This is a genomic window from Haemophilus sputorum HK 2154 (assembly GCF_000287615.1).
In the GTDB taxonomy this organism is placed as follows: domain Bacteria; phylum Pseudomonadota; class Gammaproteobacteria; order Enterobacterales; family Pasteurellaceae; genus Haemophilus_A; species Haemophilus_A sputorum.
On record NZ_ALJP01000009.1, the window covers coordinates 756,092 to 779,736 of the forward strand.

Genomic DNA, 23,645 nt, shown 5'->3' on the forward strand with positions numbered 1-23,645 from the left:
TAGAAGAGTATGTTTACAGTTTACAACCAAGGCAAGGCTTTCCCGCTAGGCGCTACCCAATATCATAAAACACAAGCGGTCAAAAATGGTAAATCATTTACCAATTTTGCACTCTTTTCATCTGCCGCAACGGCAGTTGAACTCTGCCTGTTTGATGGGCAGAAAGAGACTCGCTTGCCAATGGTGCGTACTGATAACATTTGGCATTTAGCCGTGTTAGGGGCGGAAACTGGCACAGAATATGGTTTTAGAATCCATGGTGAATCTGCTAATTCACAAAAATTGATGCTCGACCCTTACGCTAAAGCCGTTAATGGAAAACCTGATTTAAGCACGCCTGAGGCGAAAAGTTGGTTCTTATTAAATGACCCTCGGGATAACGCAGCTCTCGCACCAAAAGCGGTGGTTATTGATACCCAATTTGACTGGACAGGCGATTGTGCGCCAAATATCCCATGGGCAAACAGCATTATCTATGAATTACACGTTAAAGGCTTTAGTAAGCTAAATGCCAATATTCCTGAAGTTTTGCGTGGCACCTATGCAGGGCTCGCTCACCCAACTAACTTGGCTTACTTTAAAGCTTTAGGCATTACTGCGGTGGAATTACTCCCAATAAACTTCTTTATTGATGAGCCACATTTACAAGCAAAAAATTTGCAAAACTATTGGGGATATAACCCGCTTGCAATGTTTGCTGTAGAGCCCAAATATGCCGCAACAGATAACCCGCTAACAGAATTTAAACAGATGGTTAAAGCGTTGCACCAGGCTGGCATTGAGGTGATTTTGGATGTGGTATTTAACCATACTGCTGAATCAGAAAAAGATTTCCCAACCTTTAGCCAACGCGGTATTGATGATGCTCACTACTATTGGCAAAACGCACAAGGTGAATATCTTAATGCAACCGGTTGTGGCAATACACTGAATATTGCTACCGATGCAGGGTGCCAATGGTTTATCGACTGCCTACGTTATTGGGTAGAAGATTGTCATGTAGATGGTTTTCGCTTTGATCTTGCCACAGTCTTAGGCAGAGCAACGCCAGATTTTCACGCACAAGCTACCTTATTTGAAAAATTAGCGAGCGATCCAATTTTGCAAAAAGTGAAATTGATCGCTGAACCATGGGATATTGGCTATGGTGGCTATCAGGTTGGACAATTCCCCGCTTATTTTGCGGAATGGAATGATCGTTTCCGTGATGATATGAATCGCTTCTGGTTATGGCAAAGTGGCGCGTTAGGCGCATTTGCTGAACGTTTTTCAGGTTCTAGCGATTTATTCGCAAAAAATGACCGCTTGCCACACACCTCTGTTAATTTTATTACCGCACATGACGGTTTCACTTTGCGTGATTTAGTCAGTTATAACACTAAACACAATGAAGCAAATGGCGAAGAAAACTGCGATGGGCGTAATGAAAATTACAGCTATAACCACGGATTCGAAGGCAATGAAATTCTGTCTTCTGAACCCAATAAATCAACAATTGAACAAAACCGTTTTATTACCCAAGCTAGCTTGTTAATAACGCTATTGCTAGCAAATGGCACGCCAATGCTGCTTGCAGGTGATGAATTTGGTCATAGCCAACAAGGCAACAATAACGCCTACTGTCAAGATAACGAAATCACTTGGTTGAATTGGGCAAACTTCAATCAACCACTATTTAATTTTACTGCACAGACCATCGCTTTAAGAAAGCAGATTGCGAGTCTCACGGCTGATCGATGGTGGCATGATGGAAACGTGCAGTGGCTGAACATTCATGGGCAACCTATGGAGATTGCTAATTGGCAAGACTCTAATACTAAAGCCTTCCAAATTTTGCTTGATAATCGCTACTTATTGCTTATTAACGGCAAAACCGTGCCTCAAACCTTTTTATTGCCTAATCAATTTGATTGGGAAGTAGTGCTGAGCTCGCACGATATCACCTGTTCATCGCACCACTTTGAAACGTCTGATAAAACGTTTTGCGTGTTGCAAGTTAAAGATTTTTAAACTTAGAGGAGCTTATTATGAAAAGTCCAAATAAATATGATTTAGTCAAGGATACCTTAGTCCTTATCTTAGCAGGTGGCCGCGGCTCACGCTTGCACGAACTTACAGATAAACGTGCAAAACCAGCACTTTATTTTGGTGGTAACCGTCGTATTATCGACTTCGCATTATCAAACTGTATCAACTCTGGATTAAACCGTATTGGTGTGGTTACCCAATATGCAGCGCACTCTTTATTACGCCATTTACAAACAGGCTGGTCATTCTTACCACAAGAGCGTGGGGAATTCGTAGATATGTTACCAGCACGTCAACAAATTGACGATTCCACTTGGTATCGTGGTACAGCGGATGCGGTTTATCAAAATATGGCGATTATTCGCAATCACTATCGTCCGAAATATATTTTAATTTTAGCGGGTGACCATATCTACAAACAAGATTACAGCGTGATGCTCATGGATCACGTCATCAGCGGTGCAAAATGTACAGTAGGTTGTATTGAAGTGCCACGTAGCGAAGCGCATGAATTTGGTGTGATGGCTGTGAATGAAAATTTAAAAGTCAAAGCCTTTGTTGAAAAACCAAAAGATCCACCAGCCATGGTTGGCAAACCTGATGTTTCATTAGCTTCGATGGGGATTTATGTTTTTGATGCAGACTACCTTTATCAAATGCTAGAAAAAGAAGTCCAAAAACCTTATACCTCTCACGATTTCGGTAAAGATGTTCTGCCAAGATGTTTAGAGGAAGGTACGCTTTATGCGCATCCATTTAGCCGCTCTTGCATGGGTCGTAATACTGAAGGCGAAATTTACTGGCGTGATGTCGGTACGCTCGATAGCTTCTGGCAATCCAATATCGACTTGGTTTCTGAAAATCCACAATTGGATATTTATGACCAAAGCTGGCCAATTCGCGGAAATCCAGTACAAACTTATCCGTCAAAATTCTTCTACAAAAATAACAATATTAAGCCTGTAGATAACTCACTAATTGGCGGTGGCTGTGTGATTACGGATGCATCTATCAGTAATTCAGTCCTCTTTGATAGAATTAAAATCCAAGAAGGCTCTTTTATTGATCACAGCGTTGTTTTACCAGAAGTACAAATTGGTAAAAACTGTATTTTGAAAGATTGTATTATCGACCGCCATTGCACTATTCCAGATAACATGCAAATCGGGGTAGATAAAGCGCTAGATAGCACCCGTTTTAGAGTAAGCTCAACAGGCAAAGTGGTATTAGTCACACCAGCTATGTTGAAAAAACTCCAAGGTGAAGTGGCTGCGCCAGAAGAACATTTAGACTAATAAACAACGGTGGGGCTTAGCCCCACCGCTTTTAATAAGGAACTGCAATGAAAGTATTACACGTTTGCTCGGAACTCTACCCTCTCCTAAAAACCGGCGGACTTGCCGATGTATTAGGGGCATTACCTTTTGCTCAACAAGCAATTGGGATGGACACTCGCATTTTATTACCTGCATATCCTGCATTGACAAAAGGGATTCCTGACACAGAAGTTGTTGCAGAATTTGATAACTTCGCAGGACATGTTACTTTGCGTTATGGGCACTATCAAGGCATCGGCATCTATTTAATCGATGCGCCACATCTCTATGCCCGAGAAGGAAACCCTTATCATGATGCCTACTACAATGATTATGGCGATAACTACAAACGTTTTGCGCTACTCGCTTGGGTTGGGGCTGAGCTTGCTAGTGGGCTTGATAGCTGGTGGAAAGCCGATATTGTGCATGCACACGATTGGCATGCAGGACTTGCCGCAGCTTACTTATTCTATAAGGGCAGACCTGCAAAATCAGTTATGACTATTCATAACTTAGCTTATCAAGGTAAATTTGATCACCGCCATCTTTATGAAATCGGCTTACCAGAACAAATGTTCCATGTTGACGGCTTAGAGCTATTTGGGCAAATCTCATATTTAAAAGCCGGCCTCTATTATTCTGATGCGGTAACGGCTGTTAGTCCAACTTATGCCAAAGAAATTACCACTGCTGAATTTGCTTATGGATTAGAAGGATTACTAAGTGGCTTAGAAGCCGAAGGTAAATTAGTGGGCATTCTAAATGGCGTGGATGAAAATATTTGGCATCCTAGTGTAGATAGCTACATTACCCATCACTACAAAATCAAATCTATGACAGGTAAGAAAAAGAATAAAGCAGAATTACAAGCTTACTTTAACTTACCACAAGATAATGACGCACTACTGTTTGTCATGGTTACCCGCTTAACTGAACAAAAAGGCGTAGATCTCTTAATTGAAAGTGCCGGCGAAATTGTTCGACAAGGCGGGCAATTAGTGATTCTAGGATCAGGCGCAGAGCATCTTGAACATGGCATTCGTCAATTAGCTGAAAGTTATCCAGAACATATTGCGGTAAAAATTGGCTATGATGAAGCGCTTTCGCATTTAATGGTCGCAGGCGGTGATGTTATTTTAGTACCAAGTCGCTTTGAGCCATGTGGCTTAACCCAGCTCTATGGCTTGCAATATGGTACTTTACCATTAGTACGTGCAACTGGCGGCCTAGCAGATACTGTTGTCAATACGACGGCTGACACGATAAAAGATCGCACTGCAACGGGCTTTAGTTTTACAGAAGCTAATTCTGAAGCATTAACTAAAGCGATTATGCGTGCCTTTACACTTTGGCAAAAACCACGCTTGTGGTCTAGCGTAAGAAGTAACGCAATGCACCAAGATTTTAGTTGGAAAACAGCAGCACAACATTATTTAGCGCTTTACCAATCTCTTTAAACTATTAACCTAAAATCATACCGCTTATGAGGTAAATCTCACTTAACAAGCGGTATGATTTTTGTTGTTTTTTACTAAAAAAAGACTAAAATTTATTCGTTTTGTCCTAAAAAAATAGGACAGCCATTTTTGAATTTTCCTTAACATTACAGAGGTTTCCTATGTCAATGGATAATTTTGATTCTCCATTTTTATACAACCGCCCTAAAATTGATACTGAATCATTAAAAAAAGCGATTGTTTCCAAACTTATTTTTTCTATCGGACGCTCGCCTCAAGAGGCTAGCCAACGTGACTGGTTAAATGCCACCTTATCTGCCGTACGTGATTTCGTGACTGAAGGCTGGATTACAACTGCCCGCCAAGCTCGTGCAGAAGATACTCGCCGAGTTTATTACCTTTCTATGGAATTCCTCATCGGTCGCTCACTTTCAAATGCCATGATCGCAGAAGGCTTGTATGAAACTGTACAAACCGCACTTGCAGAATTAGACGTAGATTTAGAAACCATTATTGAAAAAGAAATCGATCCAGGTCTAGGTAACGGTGGTCTTGGCCGATTAGCGGCTTGCTTCATGGACTCGATTGCAACTTTAAATCTACCTGGTATGGGCTACGGTATTCGTTATGAATACGGCATGTTCCGTCAAAAAATTGAAAACGGCCAACAAGTGGAATGCCCAGACGCTTGGTTAGAAAAAGGGGCTCCATGGGAATTTATGCGCCCATCTAAAAAATATAAAGTAGCTTTTGGCGGCCATATCTACTTCGAAGACAAAAAATGTATTTGGAGCCCGCAAGACTGTGTAACCGCATTAGCTTATGACCAGATGATTCCTGGCTATGAAAACAATTCTGCGGCAACCCTTCGTTTATGGGCAGCACATGGTGGTGAATCATTTGATTTAGCAGATTTCAACCGTGGTGATCACTTAGGTGCCGTGGAAGAACGTTCTAGCAAGAAAAACCTTTCTCGCGTACTTTATCCAGATGACTCTACTTGGAATGGACGTGAATTACGTTTACGCCAAGAATATTTCTTAGTAGCTGCTTCTTTACAAGATATTATTCGTCGCCATAAACGCACACATAAAACAATTGAAGACCTTGCGGATAAAGTAGCCATTCACTTAAACGATACTCACCCAACATTAGCAATTCCAGAGTTAATGCGTATCTTAGTAGATGAAGAAGGGCTTGAATGGGAAACTGCTTGGGATATGACCCGCCGCATTTTCTCTTATACTTGCCACACTTTGATGTCAGAAGCTTTAGAAACTTGGCCAGTAGAAATGATGGCAAACATCTTGCCACGTCATTTACAAATCATCTTCGATATTAACGACCATTTCTTAGAATATGTTCGCACTTATATTACAACCGATAATGATTTCATCAGCCGCGTATCGCTCATTGAAGAAGGCTATCAACGTAAAGTGCGTATGGGCTGGCTTTCTGTGGTTGGTTCACACAAAGTCAATGGCGTTGCAGCTATTCACTCTGATTTAATGGTAAGTTCGACCTTTGCAGATTTTGCTCGCATCTATCCAGAACGCTTTACCAATGTAACGAACGGTATCACCCCACGCCGTTGGTTAGCCGTAGCAAACCCGAAATTAGCGGCTTTATTTGATCAATATATTGGTCATCAATGGCGTACTGATTTAGGCCAAATTAAGCAACTTTCTAAATTTGCATCAGAATCAGCATTCAAACGTGCTATTGCAGACATTAAATTTGAAAACAAAGTGAAGCTAGCAAATTATGTGAAGAAAACGCTGGATATTGACCTTGATCCACATGCGTTATTTGATGTGCAAGTAAAACGTATTCACGAATACAAACGTCAAATTCTTAACGTACTTCATATTATTGCACGCTATCAAGCTATGTTGGAAAACCCAGAAAAAGAGTGGAAACCACGTGTATTCATTCTTGCAGGTAAAGCAGCTTCTGCTTACTATGCAGCGAAACAAACGATTCATTTAATCAATGATGTAGCAAATATCATCAACAATGATGAGCGCTTAAAAGGCAGACTCAAATTAGTATTTATTCCAAACTATAGCGTGAGCCTAGCACAATTAATTATTCCAGCAGCAGATATTTCAGAGCAAATTTCACTTGCAGGAACGGAAGCGTCTGGTACCAGTAACATGAAATTTGCCTTAAATGGTGCGTTAACACTAGGTACGTTAGATGGCGCAAATGTTGAGATTCTAGACAACGTTGGCGAAGAGCATATCTTTATTTTCGGTAATACCGTTGAACAAGTAAATGCCCTACGCCAAAAAGGCTATAATCCGGCTGAATACTATCAGCAAGATGAGCAGCTTAACCGTGTTATTGGTGCACTTGTTGCAGGTCAATTCTCTCCAGAAGATCCGATGCGTTACACCAACTTAACGCAAAATCTACAATACCATGACTACTATCAGTCTTTAGCAGACTTTAGAAGTTATGTAGATGCGCAAGCGAAAGTTGATGAAAAATATAAAAATCGTGATAAATGGATTGATAGTACTATTCAAAATATTATCAATATGGGCTTCTTCTCTTCAGACCGTACCATCATGGAATATGCGGATAACATCTGGAAAGTGAAACCACTAAGTAGTAATAAATAATCTTTTTCCTAAACGAAAGCCCCGTTAAATTTAACGGGGCTTTTTTCTAAAATGAAACCAACAAGCGGTCGAATTTCCTTAACTTTTTGCAAATCAAGCAGGATGCGAATCATCTTCAGCTAAAAAACCACCGCTTTGGTGCGCCCAAAGTTTCGCATAAACGCCATTCTCAGCTAATAATTCTTCATGCGTGCCTTGCTCTACAATCTGCCCTTTATCTAACACAATCAATCTATCCATTGCCATGATAGTAGATAGACGGTGAGCAATCGCTAATACCGTTTTACCCTTCATTAGCTCTGTGAGATTTTCTTGAATCGCCGCTTCGACCTCAGAATCTAGCGCACTGGTCGCTTCATCTAATAATAAAATCGGCGCATCTTTTAACATCACGCGTGCAATTGCGATACGTTGGCGCTGACCTCCTGACAGTTTTACACCACGCTCGCCCACATGCGCATCAAACCCGGTACGGCCTTTTGCATCTTGCAAATTCGGAATAAATTCTGCCGCAGCCGCTTTTTCTACTGCTTTCAACATTTTTTCTTCCGTCGCTTGCGGATTACCGTACATTAAATTTTCACGAACAGAACGATGCAATAAAGAGGTATCTTGAGTGACTAAACCAATCTGCGCTCGTAAACTCTCTTGAGTAATTGCAGCCACATTTTGTCCATCAATACTGATTTCACCTTGCTGAATATCATAAAAACGGAGCAATAAATTAGTCAGCGTCGATTTTCCAGCGCCACTGCGCCCAACCAAACCGACTTTTTCGCCCGGCTTAATGGTTAAACTGAAATCCTTCAGCAATGGCTTTTTCGGATCATAAGCAAAATCAACATGTTCAAATTTAATCTCACCATGATTTACCACCAATGCCTTCGCATCTGCTTTATCCACCACACTATGCGGTTTAGAAAGTGTAATCATGCCATCTTGCACGGTGCCTAAATTTTCAAACAAACGAGCGAACTCCCACATAATCCATTGTGAAAGCCCTTTAATGCGCAAAGCTAATGCCGTTGAAGTTGCAATTGCGCCAGCACTAACAAGAGAGGCTCCCCATAACCACAAACCAATAGCCGCTGTTGAAATAATTAAACTAATACTCATAAAGTTGGTTAAGGTTTCAATCACCGTGACCAAACGCATTTGTTTATTGACCGTAACCATAAACTCTTGCATGGACTCTTTCGCATAACTCGATTCACGATTGCCATGAGAGAAAAGCTTCACAGTCATAATGTTAGAGTATGCGTCCGTGATTCGACCTGTCATCAAACTTCTCGCATCCGACTGTTCTTGCGCTGCTTGCGCTAATTTAGGTACAAAAATGCGGATAGTTAAACCTAATCCCAACACCCAGAGCAAAAAAGGTAACAATAACCAGATATCAAGTTGCCATAAAATCACACTTGAAGTGGTTAAATAAACCATGACATAAATCATCATATCCGCACAAGTCATGACGACATCACGTACAGCAAGTGCGGTTTGCATCACTTTTGCTGATACCCTTCCGGCAAATTCATCTTGGTAAAAACCCATACTCTGTCCAAGCATTAAACGGTGGAAATTCCAACGCAAGCGCATTGGAAATACGCCTTGTAGTGCCTGAAAACGAATTGAGCTGGAGACATAAACAAATAACACGCCTAAGCAGGCAATCAAAAACATTGATAAGATAGCACCGCTTTTCTCTGCCCAAAGTTCACTTGGGCTAAATTTATTCACCCAATCGACCAAGTCTCCCATGAATTGAAACAGCACCGCTTCAATAATGCCAACCGTCGCGACTAATATCGTCAGCAAAATAATATAAAAACGCATGCCTTTTGTTGCCTCAAAAATAAAAGGGACAACGCCGGCTTTTGGTGTTTTTGGTGCCTCTTCGGGGTACGTTTCAATCCGATTTTCAAACCAAGTAAAAATCTTGTTAAACATAAAACTCCCTAAAAAATGAAGGACGCATAAAATGCGTCCGAAAATTAAGGTATCTCATTTCAACGCTAATATGCGTTTGCAAAATACCACAGAAAATCGACCGCTTGTGTGTAGCAAGTTCACACATGACAGGCAGTTGATTTGATTAAGGATTCAACAATTTCTCATCTAACGCAAGATCTTCGTTGCGATTTACGCCAATGCCTTTTGCTAATACATCACGCGCAATTTGATGTGCTTCTTCCAAAGAGTGCTCTTTATAAGAGCCACATTGATATTCATTCAATTCTGGAATTTTAGAAACATCTGGCACCTTATTTAGCGCATCTTCCATTGAAGCTGTCCACGCGGCAACAACCGCTTGTTCGCTTGGCGCACCGATAAGCGACATATAAAAACCAGTACGGCATCCCATTGGTGAAATATCAATAATCTCCACGCTATCGCTATTTAAGTGATCGCGCATGAACCCTGCAAATAAGTGTTCCATGGTATGAATACCACGCACTGGTAAAATATCAATATTCGGACGGCAAAAACGTAAATCAAACACTGTAATAGTGTCCCCTTTTGGGGTTGTCATGGTTTTTGCCACACGCACTGCAGGTGCATTCATGCGCGTATGGTCAACTTTAAAACTATCTAATAAAGGCATAATTTGCTCCTAAAAATTAAATGGGTACAAAGCTTCTAAATAAAGCTAAATTATTCTGCAATTCCCTGATCCCAAGAAGCGGCATCTTGTGGGATTTTGCGTTGTAAAATAAAGTGGCGATTCGCTTTCGCTTGTGGCTGCACTACACGACCTGACGGCGTAGAGAATTCAATTCCGCCTTTAAGCAATTGCGACATCGTGCCAGAATTCATGCTCACACCTTGCAAGCTAATATCCATGGTATAACCTGAAGCTGCCCAGAATTCAGTATTGTTACGGATCAAGTGCTTGTATTTATTCTCAATCGTTAAATGAATAAAGACACGATCGCCCAACTCACTTAAATTCAAGCGTTTCACGATCCCCACTTGCATGCCTCTAAACAAGACTGGCGCTTCTTCTACAATACCGTGTGCATCGCTCGTTTCCACAATGACAGGGAAACCATTCGCATAAGTGGTACTAATGGTATCGGTATCCGCAATATTAAATTGCGTTTGCGCTTTGCCATTACCCACATCTACCTGAATATAGTTTCCTAAAGCAGCATCTAAATTCTTAACGCCAGAGGTCGTGATTTCTGGTGAAATCACTTTAAAGCTAGAACCTGATTTTGCTACTAAACTAGCATATTGCCCTTCTAGGTAAGCGGTCGCTTTTATCTGTTTTTTTGCAGATTGTAATTCTAGCGACTCTACTCTTCCAACGGTTAAGCCCATATATTTAATCTCCATACCTTTAGAGAGTTTTGCCGCATCTTTAGCAATAAGCGTAATATAGCTGCCGTTTGCAGTCGCCTTTTCCTTGCTCGCAAATAAGGTTTTGTTGTTGGCTTTAGTGCCTTGATTATCAAATCCAATTGCACCTTTTAAAGTACGCATCAATGGTGCTGCTTGAACACTCACGCCTTTTAGAGAAACCTCGGCAGAAACCGCAGGTTCAACCCAGAAACGACTTTGGCTGCCTAATAAATGACGTTGGCTTGGTTCAATAAACAAAGCCACTTCAAAGTGATTCTTTTTAGGCACCACGCTAAGCACTTCCCCAACTTGATAATCGCGATACAACACTACTGAGCCTTTATCAATACCATTCAGTTGGCTTGCAGTAAGCGTTAACGTAGTCTGCTTATCATTTGAGATAATGCCTGCTTGCGCATTTTCGATGTTTTTATATAACGGATAGCTTCTTTGCACTTCGCCTTTAGCTTGGGCTGAGAGCAAGCGCACACCGCCTTTTAACCAATCTGTTGGTGAACCTGCTTGAACACGAACACCATCTAACCCTACATTTACATCTAGGTTAGAAATCGCCACAAACTGACTATTCGCGCCCACTAGATTACGATAAGCAGGGTAAATAATCCCTTCAAAATGAATATTTTCTAAGGTTAATTGGCGTTTAAGAATTTCACCAATTTGAATATCGTTGTAATAAATTCCCTGCCCAACATCTACCCCATAAGATTGCGGGGCAGTTAAATGCAACGGCAATATATTCGGTAAAGAAAGCAAGTAATCAGCTTCTTTTTCTACATGGAAACTAAATTCAGGCTCTCCGCTACCAGCTTGAATTTCAAAGTAAGCACCACGGAAAAGCTCACCAATTTTACTAATTTGCTCTTTATTTAAGTTAAAGCTCGGCTCTTTAACCAAAATTTTGCTACCACTTTTAAGCAAATCTGCATGATTTGGATCAATTAACAATGTTCCAGTAAGCTTACCATGGTTTTTTTCCATGCCTAGATTCTGATTTTCTTCATTATCTGGTGTAAAAGATAAATCTGATAGAATCCCCACTTGTACGTTTTTATAAAAAACAGCGGTTTCGTTTACTTTAAGATTAGTGATTATCGGCAATGTTACCGCCACTTCTATGCCACGTTGCGCGGCTTTTAAGTTCGGATAAAGATTATAAGTCTGCCCTTGTTCTGCATTTTCTGAATTATCCGGTGAATCAAAAGAAACAGCACCAATTACAACCGATGCCAAGCTATCTACCGAAACATCCACACCAGATAAACCAGCCTTAATATTCATCCCACTAATATTCCAAAAGCGTGAATCTTTTTTCACAAGATTGGTATATTTCTTTTCAATTAACAGATCAATTTCAACCTTGTTATGCGCCTGATTAAAACGATAATCTGCCACTTTTCCAACTGGAATTTTTCGATAGTAAACTGCAGCACCTGTGGTCATTGAACCAAGATCATCAGCAACCAAACGCACAATTAAATCACCATCAGTTGCAACAACCATTGGTGGTTCTTCTTCTGCAATAAAAGAAGTTTTTGAATCTGCATTCGGATCAGTATTCGGTTGTAACGTGATGTAATTTCCTGACACCAACGTATCTAGTCCTGAGACCCCGGCTAATGAAGCTGTCGGCTTGACTATCCAAAACAATGTTCCTTCTTTTAAGACCGATTTTGCTTCGGGATTGATCTCTGCCTCAACCTCAACTTTATCTAGGTTATCCACAAAATAGACTTTTTTAACTAAACCAATTTGTAAGCCTTGGTAACGAACTGCCGTTTTACCTGCATTAATCCCATCACCTTCGTTGAATCGAATGCGAATAGTCGTCCCTTGCTCTTTTAATATTTGGAAAAAAAGCAATGCGCCAATTACAAACGCAACAATAGGTAAAATCCAAAATGGTGAAATACGACGAGGCGGCCTAATTTTCGCCTTAGCTACGTTTTCTAAATTCTCTGTATTCTCTGTCATTTTCTAAATTTTAATAAATACACAAGCGGTAAGATTTTGCAAAACTTTTACGAAATCTTACCGCTTCTATTTAAGCTCTAAATAAACCAACTTTATTTTTTCTCTTTTGAAGAGTCACAATGTGCGATATCGCTACATTTGCCATAAAGATAAAGGCTTCTGGTTTCTAATTGAATCCCGTGTTGTTCACTAATTTCACGTTGACGGCGTTCAATATCTGGATCTTTAAACTCAAACACTTTACCACAATCCATACAGATAATGTGATCATGGTCATGATCGATGTTTAACTCAAACACTGCCTTATTAGAATCAAAGCTATGGCGAACTAAAATGCCCACCTCTTCAAACTGATTTAATACACGATAAACGGTCGCTAAACCAATATCAGATCCTTTTTCAAGCAGGAGTCGATAAATATCTTCTGCGGCAAAGTGCTGCATTTCGCTACGCACATCTTGCATTAGGGCAAGAATCGTGAGTCGAGGTTCAGTCACCTTTAACCCAACATTTTTTAATAATTTGATATTTTCTTCAGACATCTCTGTCACCTTTGTCTTATTTAAATTAGATTAAGCAAGTTGATCTAAACACATTTCTTCACGAAGTTGCTTACACCATGCTTTTACACGTTCATTCGTTAATTCTGGTTGACGATCTTCATCAATACATAAACCAACGAAGGTTTCATCATCGATTAATGCTTGTGAAGCATCGAAGTTATAACTCGCTGTTGGCCAATGACCGACAACAACCGCACCATTCTCTTCTACGATTTCACGCAATGTTCCCATTGCATCACAGAAATATTCCGCATAGTCTTCTTGGTCGCCACACCCGAAAATACCGACGATTTTGCCGTTGAAATCAATTTCTTTTAAGGTTGGCATAAAATCATCCCAATCAGCTTGAGACTCACCATAGTACCAAGTTGGAATACCAAATAATAAGAAGTCGTACGCTTCAATATCTTCTTTACTACTTTTAGCAATATCACGAATATCAACTAGGTTTGCACCTAAGTCTTTTTGAATCATTTTTGAAATGTTTTCTGTATTACCAGTGTCACTTCCGTAGAATAACCCTACAACCGCCATATTTTTTTCCTATTGTGCCTATTCAATGTCACCATTGATATAATGATTTAAAATACGTTCGATAAGCTGCCCACGTGTCAGCCCCTCTTCTGCTGCCTCAATTTCTAACCTCTCAACCAAATCTGTGTGTAATTTTAACTCTACACGCTTCAAGCCACTGGATTTATCCCGTTTAAGCTGATTACGTTTGTTGATTCGGATTTGCTGTTCTCGACTTAGCGGATTAGTACGGGGGCGCCCAACTCTAGGTACGGTGGCGAACAAATCTAGCGTGATACAATCTGCATCTTGTTTTGCCATAATCTTCCACACAGTGAGAATTTGCACATTCTCTTAATTGAGAATGAGAAGCTAAATTCTTAATTAGTAAATATATCACAACTCATAAAAAGTTGGAAATCTAAGACAGAAAATTATAAATTTATTCTTTGATTTCTGCAAACTGTGCATCTAGCAATCTAGCTAGATCTTGCGGATTAAGCGAAATATCTAACCCTCTTTTCCCGCCTGAAACATAAATAACCTCAAAATCTTGAGCAGAAGCTTCAATGACCGTTGGCAAACGCTTTTTCTGACCTAATGGGCTAATACCACCTAGGAGATAACCCGTTGTTTTCTGCGCAATCTCTTTATCTGCCATTTCGACTTTCTTAACGCCTAAAGCTTGTGCTGCACGCTTTAAATTGAGCGAAGAAGAAACAGGCACCACCATCACAGCTAATTTTTTCTGATCGCCATTTTCAGCCACTAATAAGGTTTTAAACGTTTGATTTGCATCTACACCAAGCTTTTCGACCGCTTCTTGCCCAAAATTCGTATTATTTGGGTCATGCTCATAAGGATGAAGGGTAAAAGCGACTTTCTGTTTTTTAAGTAAATTTACCGCTGGTGTCATTTTCTCTCCTTTTTAGCGTATAATTTCCCGATTCAATAAAGGAGAAATTATGTCAAATATTCATTTAGCTATCGCCACAGATTTTACACTGGCAGAAAAATTACTTGAAGCCCTAGAACAAAAGGATTTATCAATTGATAAAATTTCTGCAATCGAACTTGAACCATTCGGTGAAGAGCAAAACTTACGTTTTGGTGCAAAAGCAGTCGAACAATTTGAATTAGATAACCTAGATTGGTCGCAATTTACTCATGTTCTTTTTGCAGCCCCAATGGCACAAGCAGAAATTTTAGCAAAAGCAACCCAAGCAGGCTGTATTATTTTAGATTTATACGGTATTACTGCACTGATTAGTGATGTGCCGGTTATCGTGCCAAGCGTGAACAATGAAGCACTAGAAAACTTGCGTGAACGTAATATTGTTGCACTAGCTAACCCACAAATTTCTCAATTAGCTTTAGCATTAAAACCACTTCTTGAACAAGATTTGGCAGATGTTTTCGTAACCTCGCTATTACCAGCTGCTTATTTTGGGGATGAGAAAGTTAAAGAACTTGCTGGACAAACTGCACGCTTATTAAACGGTATTCCATTTGATGAAAATGCAGAGCGCATCGCTTTCGATGTCGTACCAGCAAATGTTCAAGGCGATGAAAAAAAATTACCATTCTCACGAATGTTCCATCTACAACTTGCAAAAGTGTTACCAAATTTGACCGCTTGCGTGCGCTTCCATACTGTGCAAACACCTGTCTTCTACGGTATTTCACAAATGGTCTCGGTACACTCTGCTTATCAGCTTGATGCAACTGAATTAAGTCAACAATGGCAACAAAGTGATTGGTTGAATTTTAATGAAGAAACCGTCATTACTGCGGTTAAAAATGGTGAAGATGAAGAAGAAAATACCCAACTGCAACTTAGCCAATTATTAGCTAGCGCAGAAAATGAACTCCAATTCTGGAGCGTCGCAGATGAACAACGTTTCGGCCTAGCATTCTTAGCAGTTGAACTACTCGCTTTAGTTCTTGATTATTAACATCAATAAAAAAACGCACCTTCGGGTGCGTTTTAACCTTTCAGGCGGAAACGCCCTCGACTATATCTCGTTTTCATTAGCGCTAAAACTTGCTCTTTATCGCTTTTCGCTTCGCCATGATGCTGGCGAGAAACCACCAAAGAGTGCTGAATAGAATGGGCATGTGTAATAGCAATGGCTAAAGCATCTGCCGCATCCGCTTGAGGTTTAGCTGAAAGCTGTAAAATTCGGCTAACCATTTCTTGCACTTGCACTTTATCAGCTGAACCAATTCCTACCACCGTTTGCTTCACTGCTCTTGCGGCATATTCAAACACAGGCAAATCCTGATTCACTGCCGCCACAATCGCTGTTCCGCGAGCCTGACCTAATTTCAATGCAGAATCAGCATTCTTTGCCATAAAAACCTGTTCAATCGCAAACATATCTGGTTGAAATTGGGTAATAATTTCCGTCACACCCGCATAAATGCGCTTAAGCCGTGTGGGTAAATCTTCAACAGCTGTGCGAATAGCCCCACTACCAAGATATTCTAAATGCCGGCCTTGTTGGCGAATCACACCATAACCAGTTACACGAGAACCTGGGTCAATACCCAAAATAATACTCATAAATTCCAATAAAAAATAAACGGCTAGCAATGCTAGCCGCTTTTAAATAACAAATTATAAATTCGCTTTTGCTGTTGCTTTCGCGTTCACATCGCAGTTTTTCACGATGATTTTATCGCTATTTTTGCCTTTTTGAATTAAATTCACTGGCACCACAGAATCAAATTTATCTAAAGTTAAACCGCTATCTACGTTCCACACATAGTTGCCTGAGGTGAAGCTAGTAAAATCGGTTTGTGATTTATCACGAGCAAAGTCTTTCGCAATCACTTTGTTACCTACGCTAACCATTGCGCCTGTTGGCTCTTGGTTTTCGAATTGGTACACTGCAGTTACAGTTTTCTTGTTGCAAGAATAAACGACAGTTTTATCTGTAATGGTAGGTAGAGCTTGAGTCATTGCAGCAGCTTGCTCAGGTGCTTTTTCCATTTTAGGTGCTTCATTTGCACAAGCAGATAATGCGATAGCGGCAGCAAATGCCGGTAAAACTTTAGTGAATTTCATTATTGAATCCTCTTAATATAAGCCCCCGACTTGGGGTACTCACTTAGAAACTTTAAAATAAATAAAGTTCCGATTTTAAAATCAATTGATTAAAGTAGCGCCGCTACTTCGTCACTGATCTCACCGTTATGATAGACATTTTGTACATCATCACAATCTTCTAGCATCTCGATTAAACGTAATAATTTTGGTGCAGTTTCCGCATCTAAATCAACAGAAGTTGATGGAATCATAGTTACTTCTGCTTCTTGAATTTTGAAACCAGCCTTTTCAATACCATCACGCACATCGCCCAAATCTTCCCAAGCGGTGTAAATTTCAAATGAACCGTCATCTTGTGGTTGAATATCATCTGCACCCGCTTCAATTGCTGCTTCTGTTAATGCATCTTCATCGGCTTCTGCAATTAAAATTAGGCCTTTTTTGCTAAATAAGTAACCCACAGAACCTTCTGTTCCTAAGTTACCACCACATTTAGTAAAGCTTGGACGAACCTGTGAAATCGTACGGTTAGCGTTATCACTTAAACATTCCACCATAACTGCAGTACCGCCTGGGCCGTAACCTTCATAGATTTTGGTTTCCATATTGGTGTCATCGCCACCACCTACACCACGTTCAATGGCACGGTTAATAGTGTCACGCGTCATATTGTTTGATAACGCTTTATCTACTGCTGAACGTAAACGTGGGTTTGAAGCAACATCGCCACCACCAATTTTCGCAGCTGTTACTAATTCACGAATTAATTTTGTAAAAATTTTACCGCGTTGCGCATCTTGTGCTGCTTTACGGTGTTTAATGTTAGCCCACTTACTATGACCTGCCATTCTCTTGTTTCCTTCTTTTTAACTATGTTTTGAATTTGGTAAAATAACCTTACACTCAGTAAGAAAATTTGATATTGATGTCAAATCTCCCCCAGCCCCTCTTTTCTAAAGAGGAGGGTTATTTGTTAAATATTTTGCTATCGCCGCCGCATTATTGGGCGATTTTGTTATTTCGATAGCCTTATCAACAGATACCCATTGAAAAGCCAGATGTTCAGTTAAAATTGGGGTTTGCTCATTCGGTAAACCCAATAAAAACCAATGCTCCCGATTATGTGTCACATCAGGCGCGTATTTATACCGAAATTGTGGAAAAATTTCAAAAAGTACCGACTCATTACAATCAACAAGCGATAAATTTTGTGTTGCAATATCAATCCCTGTTTCTTCTCTCACTTCCCGAATTGCTGTTTCAAACGGCTGTTCGTTTGGTTCCAGAGAGCCTGTGACAGATTGCCAAAATTCAGGATCATCTTGGCGTTGCAGCATTAAGACTTTACCTGAATTTTGGGAGTAAATGACGACAAGAACAGAATGAGGATTTTTGTATTTCATTATTTATTAGCGTAATAATGCCCTAATCCAAACCTTAATAAAACATACATAGAAATAGCTCCAATAAACAAAATGAATTGTACAACTCTTTCATTTAATTGATATTTTTCAGTTATTGTATCAATGAGTTTTTTATCAATGTCAATATTCCCTTTTTTTAACTTACTAAGTTGAAGCTGAAAAATGAAACCAATAATTAGCTCAATTAATATCTGATATATAGAATTACTCGGATACCATGAATATTGCTCTAAATTTATCGATTTAGAGAAAATAAACACTACTAAACTGACAGTTGACCACCATTTAAAAGAAAGGGCTAAGTTAGTTGAGTCCTTTTCTTTAATGCTATTAAAGATATTTAGCATTTATTACTCTATGTCTTCTTTTTTCACAACCGCAATCGCTAACTCGTCCAATGCTTGTGGATTTGCATAGCTTGGTGCTTCAGTCATTAAACATGCCGCGGCGGTCGTTTTCGGGAACGCAATTACATCACGGATATTTTCTGTACCTGTAATTAACATGGTTAAACGGTCTAAACCAAATGCTAAACCAGCATGCGGTGGCGTACCGAATTTTAATGCATCAAGTAAGAAACCGAATTTTTCTTGTTGCTCTTGTTCGTTAATGCCTAGAATGTTGAACACAGTTTGCTGCATTTTCGGGTCGAAAATACGTACGGAACCACCACCTACTTCGTAACCATTGATAACCATATCGTACGCATTTGCTACAGCATTAACTGGATTTGCAGCTAACTCTTCTGGAGTTAAACCTTTTGGTGAAGTAAATGGGTGGTGCATCGCTGAAAGGTTGCCTTCTTCATCACGTTCAAACATTGGGAAATCAACAACCCAAAGTGGTTTCCATGCACTTAAATCAGTTAAACCTAAATCACGACCCACTTTTAAGCGTAATGCGCCCATTGAATCAGTAACAACCTGCCATTTATCTGCACCGAAGAATAAAATATCCCCTGTCTGCGCTTGCGTGCGCGCAATTAAAGCTTTGAATACATCTTCGTTTAAGAATTTTGCTACTGGGCTTTGAATGCCTTCCATTCCCGCATTCACATCATTGATTTTCGCCCATGCTAAGCCTTTTGCACCATAGATGCCCACAAATTGAGTATATTCATCAATTTGTTTACGCGTTAAAGCTGCACCATTCGGTACGCGTAAAACAGTTACACGACCATCTTCTGAGTTAGCAGGTTCATGAAATACTTTAAATTCAACATCTTTTAAAATGTCTGCCACATCGACCAATTCTAATGGGTTACGTAAATCTGGTTTATCAGAACCAAAACGATTCATCGCTTCATGCCATGTCATTTGTGGGAATTTGCCTAGATCCACATTTAAGCGGTCTAACCATAAACCGTGGATCATCTCTTCCATTAACGCGCGCACTTCTTCTGCGGTTAAGAATGAAGTCTCCACATCGATTTGGGTAAATTCTGGCTGACGGTCTGCACGTAAATCTTCATCGCGGAAACACTTTACGATTTGATAGTAACGGTCAAAACCAGACATCATAAGAAGCTGTTTGAAAAGCTGCGGAGATTGTGGCAACGCATAGAATTTACCTTTATGTACACGGCTTGGCACTAAGTAGTCACGCGCACCTTCTGGCGTTGCTTTAGTCAACATTGGAGTTTCAATATCTAAGAAACCGTGTTTATCCATATAACGGCGTACAAAGCTAGTGATTTTCGCACGGGTTTTAAGTTTTTCCGCCATTTCAGGACGACGTAAATCTAAGTAGCGATATTTTAAGCGTTGTTCTTCGGTATTGTTTTGGTTGAAGTCAAGCGGGAGAACATCAGCGTTGTTATATACCAACACATTTTTTACTAACACTTCAATTTCACCCGTTGCCATCTCTTTATTGATTTGTGACTCATCACGCGCAATCACTTCACCTTGAATTTGCACACACGCTTCTGCACGCAAACCTGAGGCAACTTTAAATAAAGCTTCATCTTTTTCATCAAAGAAAACTTGCACAATGCCTTCACGGTCGCGAATTTGTATAAAGATAAAACGACCAAGGTTACGCACACGGTGCACCCAGCCACTTAAAGTCACATTTTGTCCAACGTGGCTGCGATTTAATTCACCACAATAGTTTGTACGCATCATATTTTATTGTCCTTTTAAAAAATGGTTCCCTATAGGGAAAATTAGCGGAATTATAGCGGAATTTTGGTGGGATTTGGATAGCCAATCTCAAGCAAGCGGTCTATTTTTAATAGAATTTTGCAAAATCCATGAAAAAATAGACCGCTTGCTTAATTGAAATTTAGAATAAGTGAAGGTGCTCAACCAATTGCACTCTCGTTAAACTAAACACCCCTAAACCGCCATTTTTAAATTCAATCCAGTTAAATGGCACGGTTGGGAACTGTTCAATTAAATGCACCATTGAGTTACCCACTTCACACACTAACACGCCATTATCGGTTAAATAATCTGCAGCTTGAGCCAAAATACGTTTAGTAATATCTAAGCCATCTGCCCCTGATCCTAATGACATTTCTGGCTCAAAGTGAAACTCTTGCGGCATATCGTCTAAATCTTCTTCATCGACATATGGAGGATTGGTGACTATTAAATCATATTTATCTTTCGGAATATCGTTAAAGAGATCAGAACTAATTGGGAAGACACGCTCAGCTAATCCATGACGTTCAATGTTAATTTGCGCTACATCTAATGCGTCTAGTGAGAGATCAACAGCATCTACTTCAGCTTCTAAAAATTGTTGCGCGCAAGCAATGGCAATACAACCACTGCCGGTACACATATCTAAAATGCGCTTTGGCTCATGATCAATCAGGCCTGCAAATTTTTGCATAATCAATTCACCAATTGGCGAACGTGGCACAATAGTGCGTTCATCGACATAAAATTCACTGCCACAGAACCAAGCTGAATTAGTTAAATAAGCCACAGGCTGACGCGTACCAAGACGAGTTTCAATTAAGTGAATCACACGCTCTTTTTCCACTAAGGTTAGGCGAGATTGATACATAGCTTCTGGCACATCCGCAGGCAGATAAAGAGCCACCAACACTAACTGTTGCGCCTCATCCCAAGCATTGTCATAACCATGGCCATAGTAAAGGTCCGAAGCATTAAAATAACTATACGCCCAACGCATCATATCTTGAATGGTGGCTAAATCCTCTACTACCGCACAAGCCTGAATTTCTTCAAGCAACTCAAGGTTGTATTTATACATTATTTGTCCTTTGATTCATTAAGGTTTAATCCGCTTGTTATACCATATTTCGCTTTATGATAGAATGAGAAAAAATTGAGGAGATAAGTAATGTTAAATGATGATGACTTCGCCCTGTTTAGGGAAGCCGCACAAGGCACCAAAAAAATTGAGCAAAATACCTTTGTACCCAAAACACTGCCACGCCAAAAAGTGAGTGATTTCCGTGAACAGCAAGAACAAAAAGATACGGAATTTTTCTTTTCTGATGAATATGAACCGCTGTTAAAAGAAGAAAATGAAAAAGTAAAATACTTACGCGAAGGCGTTGATCCTTATATTCTCAAACAACTTCGACGTGGTGATTTTCAGCCCGAACTCTTTTTAGATTTACATGGGCTAACTAAAGAAAAAGCGAAACGAGAACTTGCCGCGCTGATTTTGGCTTGCGAACGCCAAAAAGTCTATTGCGCCAGCATCATGACGGGATTTGGCACACGGGCTTTAAAAGATCAAATTCCGCGTTGGTTAGTGCAACATCCGAAAATACTTGCCCTTCATCAAGCCCCTCGCCAATGGGGAGGCGATGCCGCCATTTTGATTTTAATCGAACAACAAGAAACTTTAGAACAACTATTTAAACGCTAATACTGATCTGACAAGCGGTCGAATTTTGTAAATTTTTTGTGAAATTCGACCGCTTGCGATTAGAATGCGCCAGCATTTATTTTTTAAGGAGATCTTATGCTTCAGCTTGTTTTAGCTATTTTATGTAGTGTGACTGTGGGGGTATTGATTAAATACGCCCGTATGAAAGGGATTCACATCGCCCAAAGTATTGCAGTCAATTATATTATTACAACAACCCTCACTTATTTCTTACTTAAGCCAGATTTTAAGGGCGAATCGCTCACGGATATTGTGATTCATCATCCTGCAGCTTATATCTTTGTGATTCTAAGCTTAAGTTTACCGATTGTTTTTTTAGTGCAAGCAAAATCATTAGAATACGCTGGCATTATTCGTACTGATGCCGCCCAACGCCTTTCACTTTTCCTACCCATTTTGGCTGCTTTTACCTTATTCGGAGAGACGCCAACCTCGCATAAAATCTTTGCTTTAGTACTTGCATTTATTGCATTAGGCTGTTTACTTTGGAAAGGTCATGAAGGGATGAAAAAAGGAGGAAGAATCGCAATAGTTAGCCTTGCGCTTGTTTGGGTTGGCTATGGCATGATCGATATTCTCTTCAAACAAATTGCGAAATCTGGCTCAGCTTTTCCAGTTACGTTATTGATTGCCTTTATTGGCGCGGGAATTTTTATGTTTACCTACCTCTTTTTAACACGCACGAAATGGCACTTGCCAAGCATGTTAGCGGGAATCTTATTAGGCGTGCTGAATTTCTGTAACATTTTATTCTATATTCAAGCGCACCAAGCGATGAAAGATGACCCAACGTTAGTCTTTACCGGCATGAACTTAGGGGTTATCTGTTTAGGTACCTTTATTGGTGCAGCTGCTTTTAAAGAAAAAATCCATAAAGTGAATTATTTAGGCGTTGCTATTGCGATTGTCGCGATTATCTGCCTATTCTATTGGAATTAATAACCAAAAGGTGCGTGAATTGAAAAACTTACGCACCTTTTTAATCTTTCATATTCACTTTTCTCACTAAATACAACCACCACAGCTACCGCAACGCCAATCTTCTTTATTGACAGCTTGGTAGAACGCTCGAATTATCTCTTCTTCTAAAGGAATATTGTGCTCAATAAACATATCTGAAAGCCATTCGATATTTTCAACAATCCAATCATCTTCATTTAGCCCTTCTCGATAGAGCTCATCATCTGGATCTAAATAATTATAGATATTCTCCGTGCCCATATCTTGATCTCGGCGCGCTCTAGGCAAAACGACTGGTAAATCTAAATAACTAATCTCCCAATGGCCTAAACATAAGGTATTACCTTTTGCAGACCAACTGACTTTAAAAGGATTATTTTGCATAATGAAATAGATAAAATATTCAATGTGCAAAAAGTATATATATGAAACTGAAGCTAACCCATACTAAAAATCAGGTAATTGGCTTGATGAAAATCAAATTAGGATAAAATG

22 protein-coding genes are annotated in these 23,645 nt (G+C 39.9%); 7 read left to right on the forward strand and 15 right to left on the reverse strand.

Annotated features, from left to right (window positions below; genetic code table 11):
* Window positions 1–9: 9 nt before the first annotated feature.
* The 4 genes from glgX (at window position 10) to HMPREF1128_RS06065 (ending at window position 7,428) form a co-directional block, all read left to right on the forward strand.
* Window positions 10–2,010 carry a glycogen debranching protein GlgX gene (gene glgX, locus HMPREF1128_RS06050; RefSeq protein ID WP_007523970.1) on the forward strand — a complete coding sequence of 667 codons (2,001 nt, stop codon included), beginning with the start codon at window positions 10–12 and terminating at the stop codon, window positions 2,008–2,010.
* A 17-nt stretch (window positions 2,011–2,027) separates the two neighbouring features.
* Window positions 2,028–3,323, forward strand: coding sequence for a glucose-1-phosphate adenylyltransferase (glgC, locus tag HMPREF1128_RS06055; RefSeq protein WP_007525301.1), 1,296 nt, complete (start codon window positions 2,028–2,030; stop codon window positions 3,321–3,323).
* Window positions 3,324–3,370: 47 nt separating this feature from the next.
* Entirely contained in the window at window positions 3,371–4,801 is a 1,431-nt protein-coding gene (gene glgA, locus HMPREF1128_RS06060) for a glycogen synthase GlgA (RefSeq protein WP_007525428.1), read from the forward strand.
* 161 nt (window positions 4,802–4,962) lie between these two features.
* A complete protein-coding gene (locus HMPREF1128_RS06065) occupies window positions 4,963–7,428 on the forward strand; it encodes a glycogen/starch/alpha-glucan phosphorylase (protein WP_007524009.1) in 2,466 nt (821 codons plus the stop codon).
* A gap of 93 nt (window positions 7,429–7,521) precedes the next feature.
* Here the strand turns inward: HMPREF1128_RS06065 and HMPREF1128_RS06070 are convergent, their stop codons facing one another.
* The 7 genes from HMPREF1128_RS06070 to ybaK form a co-directional block, all read right to left on the reverse strand.
* Complete coding sequence (locus tag HMPREF1128_RS06070) at window positions 7,522–9,375, reverse strand: ABC transporter ATP-binding protein (RefSeq protein ID WP_007524137.1); 1,854 nt, start codon at window positions 9,373–9,375, stop codon at window positions 7,522–7,524.
* Between the two features lie 145 nt (window positions 9,376–9,520).
* Window positions 9,521–10,030, reverse strand: a complete 510-nt coding sequence (luxS, locus tag HMPREF1128_RS06075) for an S-ribosylhomocysteine lyase (protein WP_007524587.1) — start codon at window positions 10,028–10,030, stop codon at window positions 9,521–9,523.
* A gap of 50 nt (window positions 10,031–10,080) precedes the next feature.
* On the reverse strand, window positions 10,081–12,762 hold the full coding sequence (locus HMPREF1128_RS06080; RefSeq protein ID WP_007524824.1) for a PqiB family protein: 2,682 nt from the start codon (window positions 12,760–12,762) through the stop codon (window positions 10,081–10,083).
* Window positions 12,763–12,854: 92 nt separating this feature from the next.
* Window positions 12,855–13,304 (reverse strand): ferric iron uptake transcriptional regulator, encoded by a 450-nt coding sequence (gene fur / locus HMPREF1128_RS06085; RefSeq protein WP_007525355.1) that lies wholly within the window; start codon window positions 13,302–13,304, stop codon window positions 12,855–12,857.
* Between the two features lie 30 nt (window positions 13,305–13,334).
* Window positions 13,335–13,859, reverse strand: coding sequence for a flavodoxin FldA (fldA, locus tag HMPREF1128_RS06090; protein WP_007525313.1), 525 nt, complete (start codon window positions 13,857–13,859; stop codon window positions 13,335–13,337).
* 18 nt (window positions 13,860–13,877) lie between these two features.
* On the reverse strand, window positions 13,878–14,159 hold the full coding sequence (gene ybfE, locus HMPREF1128_RS06095; RefSeq protein ID WP_007524170.1) for a LexA regulated protein: 282 nt from the start codon (window positions 14,157–14,159) through the stop codon (window positions 13,878–13,880).
* Between the two features lie 121 nt (window positions 14,160–14,280).
* Window positions 14,281–14,754: a Cys-tRNA(Pro)/Cys-tRNA(Cys) deacylase YbaK gene (gene ybaK / locus HMPREF1128_RS06100; RefSeq protein WP_007524154.1), complete on the reverse strand. Its 474-nt coding sequence runs from the start codon at window positions 14,752–14,754 to the stop codon at window positions 14,281–14,283.
* A gap of 49 nt (window positions 14,755–14,803) precedes the next feature.
* On the opposite strand from ybaK, the gene HMPREF1128_RS06105 reads away from it, so the two are divergent.
* Window positions 14,804–15,793 (forward strand): oxidoreductase, encoded by a 990-nt coding sequence (locus HMPREF1128_RS06105; protein WP_007525390.1) that lies wholly within the window; start codon window positions 14,804–14,806, stop codon window positions 15,791–15,793.
* 32 nt (window positions 15,794–15,825) lie between these two features.
* On the opposite strand, the gene ruvC is transcribed toward HMPREF1128_RS06105, so the two are convergent.
* The 7 genes from ruvC to prmB all read right to left on the reverse strand — a co-directional run bounded on the left by ruvC (window position 15,826) and on the right by prmB (window position 21,542).
* The gene (gene ruvC / locus HMPREF1128_RS06110; RefSeq protein ID WP_007525364.1) at window positions 15,826–16,404 is read right to left on the reverse strand and encodes a crossover junction endodeoxyribonuclease RuvC; all 579 of its coding nucleotides are present in this window, start codon (window positions 16,402–16,404) and stop codon (window positions 15,826–15,828) included.
* Between the two features lie 54 nt (window positions 16,405–16,458).
* Window positions 16,459–16,908: a hypothetical protein gene (locus HMPREF1128_RS06115; protein ID WP_007524049.1), complete on the reverse strand. Its 450-nt coding sequence runs from the start codon at window positions 16,906–16,908 to the stop codon at window positions 16,459–16,461.
* An 89-nt stretch (window positions 16,909–16,997) separates the two neighbouring features.
* Window positions 16,998–17,738 (reverse strand): YebC/PmpR family DNA-binding transcriptional regulator, encoded by a 741-nt coding sequence (locus HMPREF1128_RS06120; RefSeq protein WP_007524254.1) that lies wholly within the window; start codon window positions 17,736–17,738, stop codon window positions 16,998–17,000.
* A 105-nt stretch (window positions 17,739–17,843) separates the two neighbouring features.
* Window positions 17,844–18,293, reverse strand: coding sequence for a dihydroneopterin triphosphate diphosphatase (gene nudB, locus HMPREF1128_RS06125; RefSeq protein WP_029495408.1), 450 nt, complete (start codon window positions 18,291–18,293; stop codon window positions 17,844–17,846).
* Window positions 18,293–18,661 carry a hypothetical protein gene (locus HMPREF1128_RS06130; protein ID WP_010130051.1) on the reverse strand — a complete coding sequence of 123 codons (369 nt, stop codon included), beginning with the start codon at window positions 18,659–18,661 and terminating at the stop codon, window positions 18,293–18,295. The genes nudB and HMPREF1128_RS06130 overlap by 1 nt, the downstream gene beginning before the upstream one ends.
* A 3-nt stretch (window positions 18,662–18,664) precedes the next feature.
* Window positions 18,665–20,440 carry an aspartate--tRNA ligase gene (gene aspS, locus HMPREF1128_RS06135; protein ID WP_007524629.1) on the reverse strand — a complete coding sequence of 592 codons (1,776 nt, stop codon included), beginning with the start codon at window positions 20,438–20,440 and terminating at the stop codon, window positions 18,665–18,667.
* Between the two features lie 160 nt (window positions 20,441–20,600).
* The gene (gene prmB / locus HMPREF1128_RS06140; RefSeq protein ID WP_007524942.1) at window positions 20,601–21,542 is read right to left on the reverse strand and encodes a 50S ribosomal protein L3 N(5)-glutamine methyltransferase; all 942 of its coding nucleotides are present in this window, start codon (window positions 21,540–21,542) and stop codon (window positions 20,601–20,603) included.
* Between the two features lie 90 nt (window positions 21,543–21,632).
* On the opposite strand from prmB, the gene smrB reads away from it, so the two are divergent.
* Together smrB and HMPREF1128_RS06150 are read left to right on the forward strand one after the other, a co-directional pair.
* Complete coding sequence (gene smrB / locus HMPREF1128_RS06145) at window positions 21,633–22,169, forward strand: endonuclease SmrB (protein WP_007525137.1); 537 nt, start codon at window positions 21,633–21,635, stop codon at window positions 22,167–22,169.
* A gap of 96 nt (window positions 22,170–22,265) precedes the next feature.
* Window positions 22,266–23,129 (forward strand): DMT family transporter, encoded by an 864-nt coding sequence (locus HMPREF1128_RS06150; RefSeq protein ID WP_007524661.1) that lies wholly within the window; start codon window positions 22,266–22,268, stop codon window positions 23,127–23,129.
* 66 nt (window positions 23,130–23,195) lie between these two features.
* On the opposite strand, the gene HMPREF1128_RS06155 is transcribed toward HMPREF1128_RS06150, so the two are convergent.
* Window positions 23,196–23,534, reverse strand: coding sequence for a hypothetical protein (locus tag HMPREF1128_RS06155; RefSeq protein ID WP_007524236.1), 339 nt, complete (start codon window positions 23,532–23,534; stop codon window positions 23,196–23,198).
* Window positions 23,535–23,645 lie beyond the last annotated feature (111 nt).

Bases quoted from the DNA above. Each gene is read 5' to 3' on its own strand.
- glgX (WP_007523970.1), top strand. From the start codon at position 10: ATGTTTACAGTTTACAACCAAGGCAAGGCTTTCCCGCTAGGCGCTACC.
- glgC (WP_007525301.1), top strand. From the start codon at position 2,028: ATGAAAAGTCCAAATAAATATGATTTAGTCAAGGATACCTTAGTCCTT.
- glgA (WP_007525428.1), top strand. From the start codon at position 3,371: ATGAAAGTATTACACGTTTGCTCGGAACTCTACCCTCTCCTAAAAACC.
- HMPREF1128_RS06065 (WP_007524009.1), top strand. From the start codon at position 4,963: ATGTCAATGGATAATTTTGATTCTCCATTTTTATACAACCGCCCTAAA.
- HMPREF1128_RS06070 (WP_007524137.1), bottom strand. From the start codon at position 9,375: ATGTTTAACAAGATTTTTACTTGGTTTGAAAATCGGATTGAAACGTAC.
- luxS (WP_007524587.1), bottom strand. From the start codon at position 10,030: ATGCCTTTATTAGATAGTTTTAAAGTTGACCATACGCGCATGAATGCA.
- HMPREF1128_RS06080 (WP_007524824.1), bottom strand. From the start codon at position 12,762: ATGACAGAGAATACAGAGAATTTAGAAAACGTAGCTAAGGCGAAAATT.
- fur (WP_007525355.1), bottom strand. From the start codon at position 13,304: ATGTCTGAAGAAAATATCAAATTATTAAAAAATGTTGGGTTAAAGGTG.
- fldA (WP_007525313.1), bottom strand. From the start codon at position 13,859: ATGGCGGTTGTAGGGTTATTCTACGGAAGTGACACTGGTAATACAGAA.
- ybfE (WP_007524170.1), bottom strand. From the start codon at position 14,159: ATGGCAAAACAAGATGCAGATTGTATCACGCTAGATTTGTTCGCCACC.
- ybaK (WP_007524154.1), bottom strand. From the start codon at position 14,754: ATGACACCAGCGGTAAATTTACTTAAAAAACAGAAAGTCGCTTTTACC.
- HMPREF1128_RS06105 (WP_007525390.1), top strand. From the start codon at position 14,804: ATGTCAAATATTCATTTAGCTATCGCCACAGATTTTACACTGGCAGAA.
- ruvC (WP_007525364.1), bottom strand. From the start codon at position 16,404: ATGAGTATTATTTTGGGTATTGACCCAGGTTCTCGTGTAACTGGTTAT.
- HMPREF1128_RS06115 (WP_007524049.1), bottom strand. From the start codon at position 16,908: ATGAAATTCACTAAAGTTTTACCGGCATTTGCTGCCGCTATCGCATTA.
- HMPREF1128_RS06120 (WP_007524254.1), bottom strand. From the start codon at position 17,738: ATGGCAGGTCATAGTAAGTGGGCTAACATTAAACACCGTAAAGCAGCA.
- nudB (WP_029495408.1), bottom strand. From the start codon at position 18,293: ATGAAATACAAAAATCCTCATTCTGTTCTTGTCGTCATTTACTCCCAA.
- HMPREF1128_RS06130 (WP_010130051.1), bottom strand. From the start codon at position 18,661: ATGCTAAATATCTTTAATAGCATTAAAGAAAAGGACTCAACTAACTTA.
- aspS (WP_007524629.1), bottom strand. From the start codon at position 20,440: ATGATGCGTACAAACTATTGTGGTGAATTAAATCGCAGCCACGTTGGA.
- prmB (WP_007524942.1), bottom strand. From the start codon at position 21,542: ATGTATAAATACAACCTTGAGTTGCTTGAAGAAATTCAGGCTTGTGCG.
- smrB (WP_007525137.1), top strand. From the start codon at position 21,633: ATGTTAAATGATGATGACTTCGCCCTGTTTAGGGAAGCCGCACAAGGC.
- HMPREF1128_RS06150 (WP_007524661.1), top strand. From the start codon at position 22,266: ATGCTTCAGCTTGTTTTAGCTATTTTATGTAGTGTGACTGTGGGGGTA.
- HMPREF1128_RS06155 (WP_007524236.1), bottom strand. From the start codon at position 23,534: ATGCAAAATAATCCTTTTAAAGTCAGTTGGTCTGCAAAAGGTAATACC.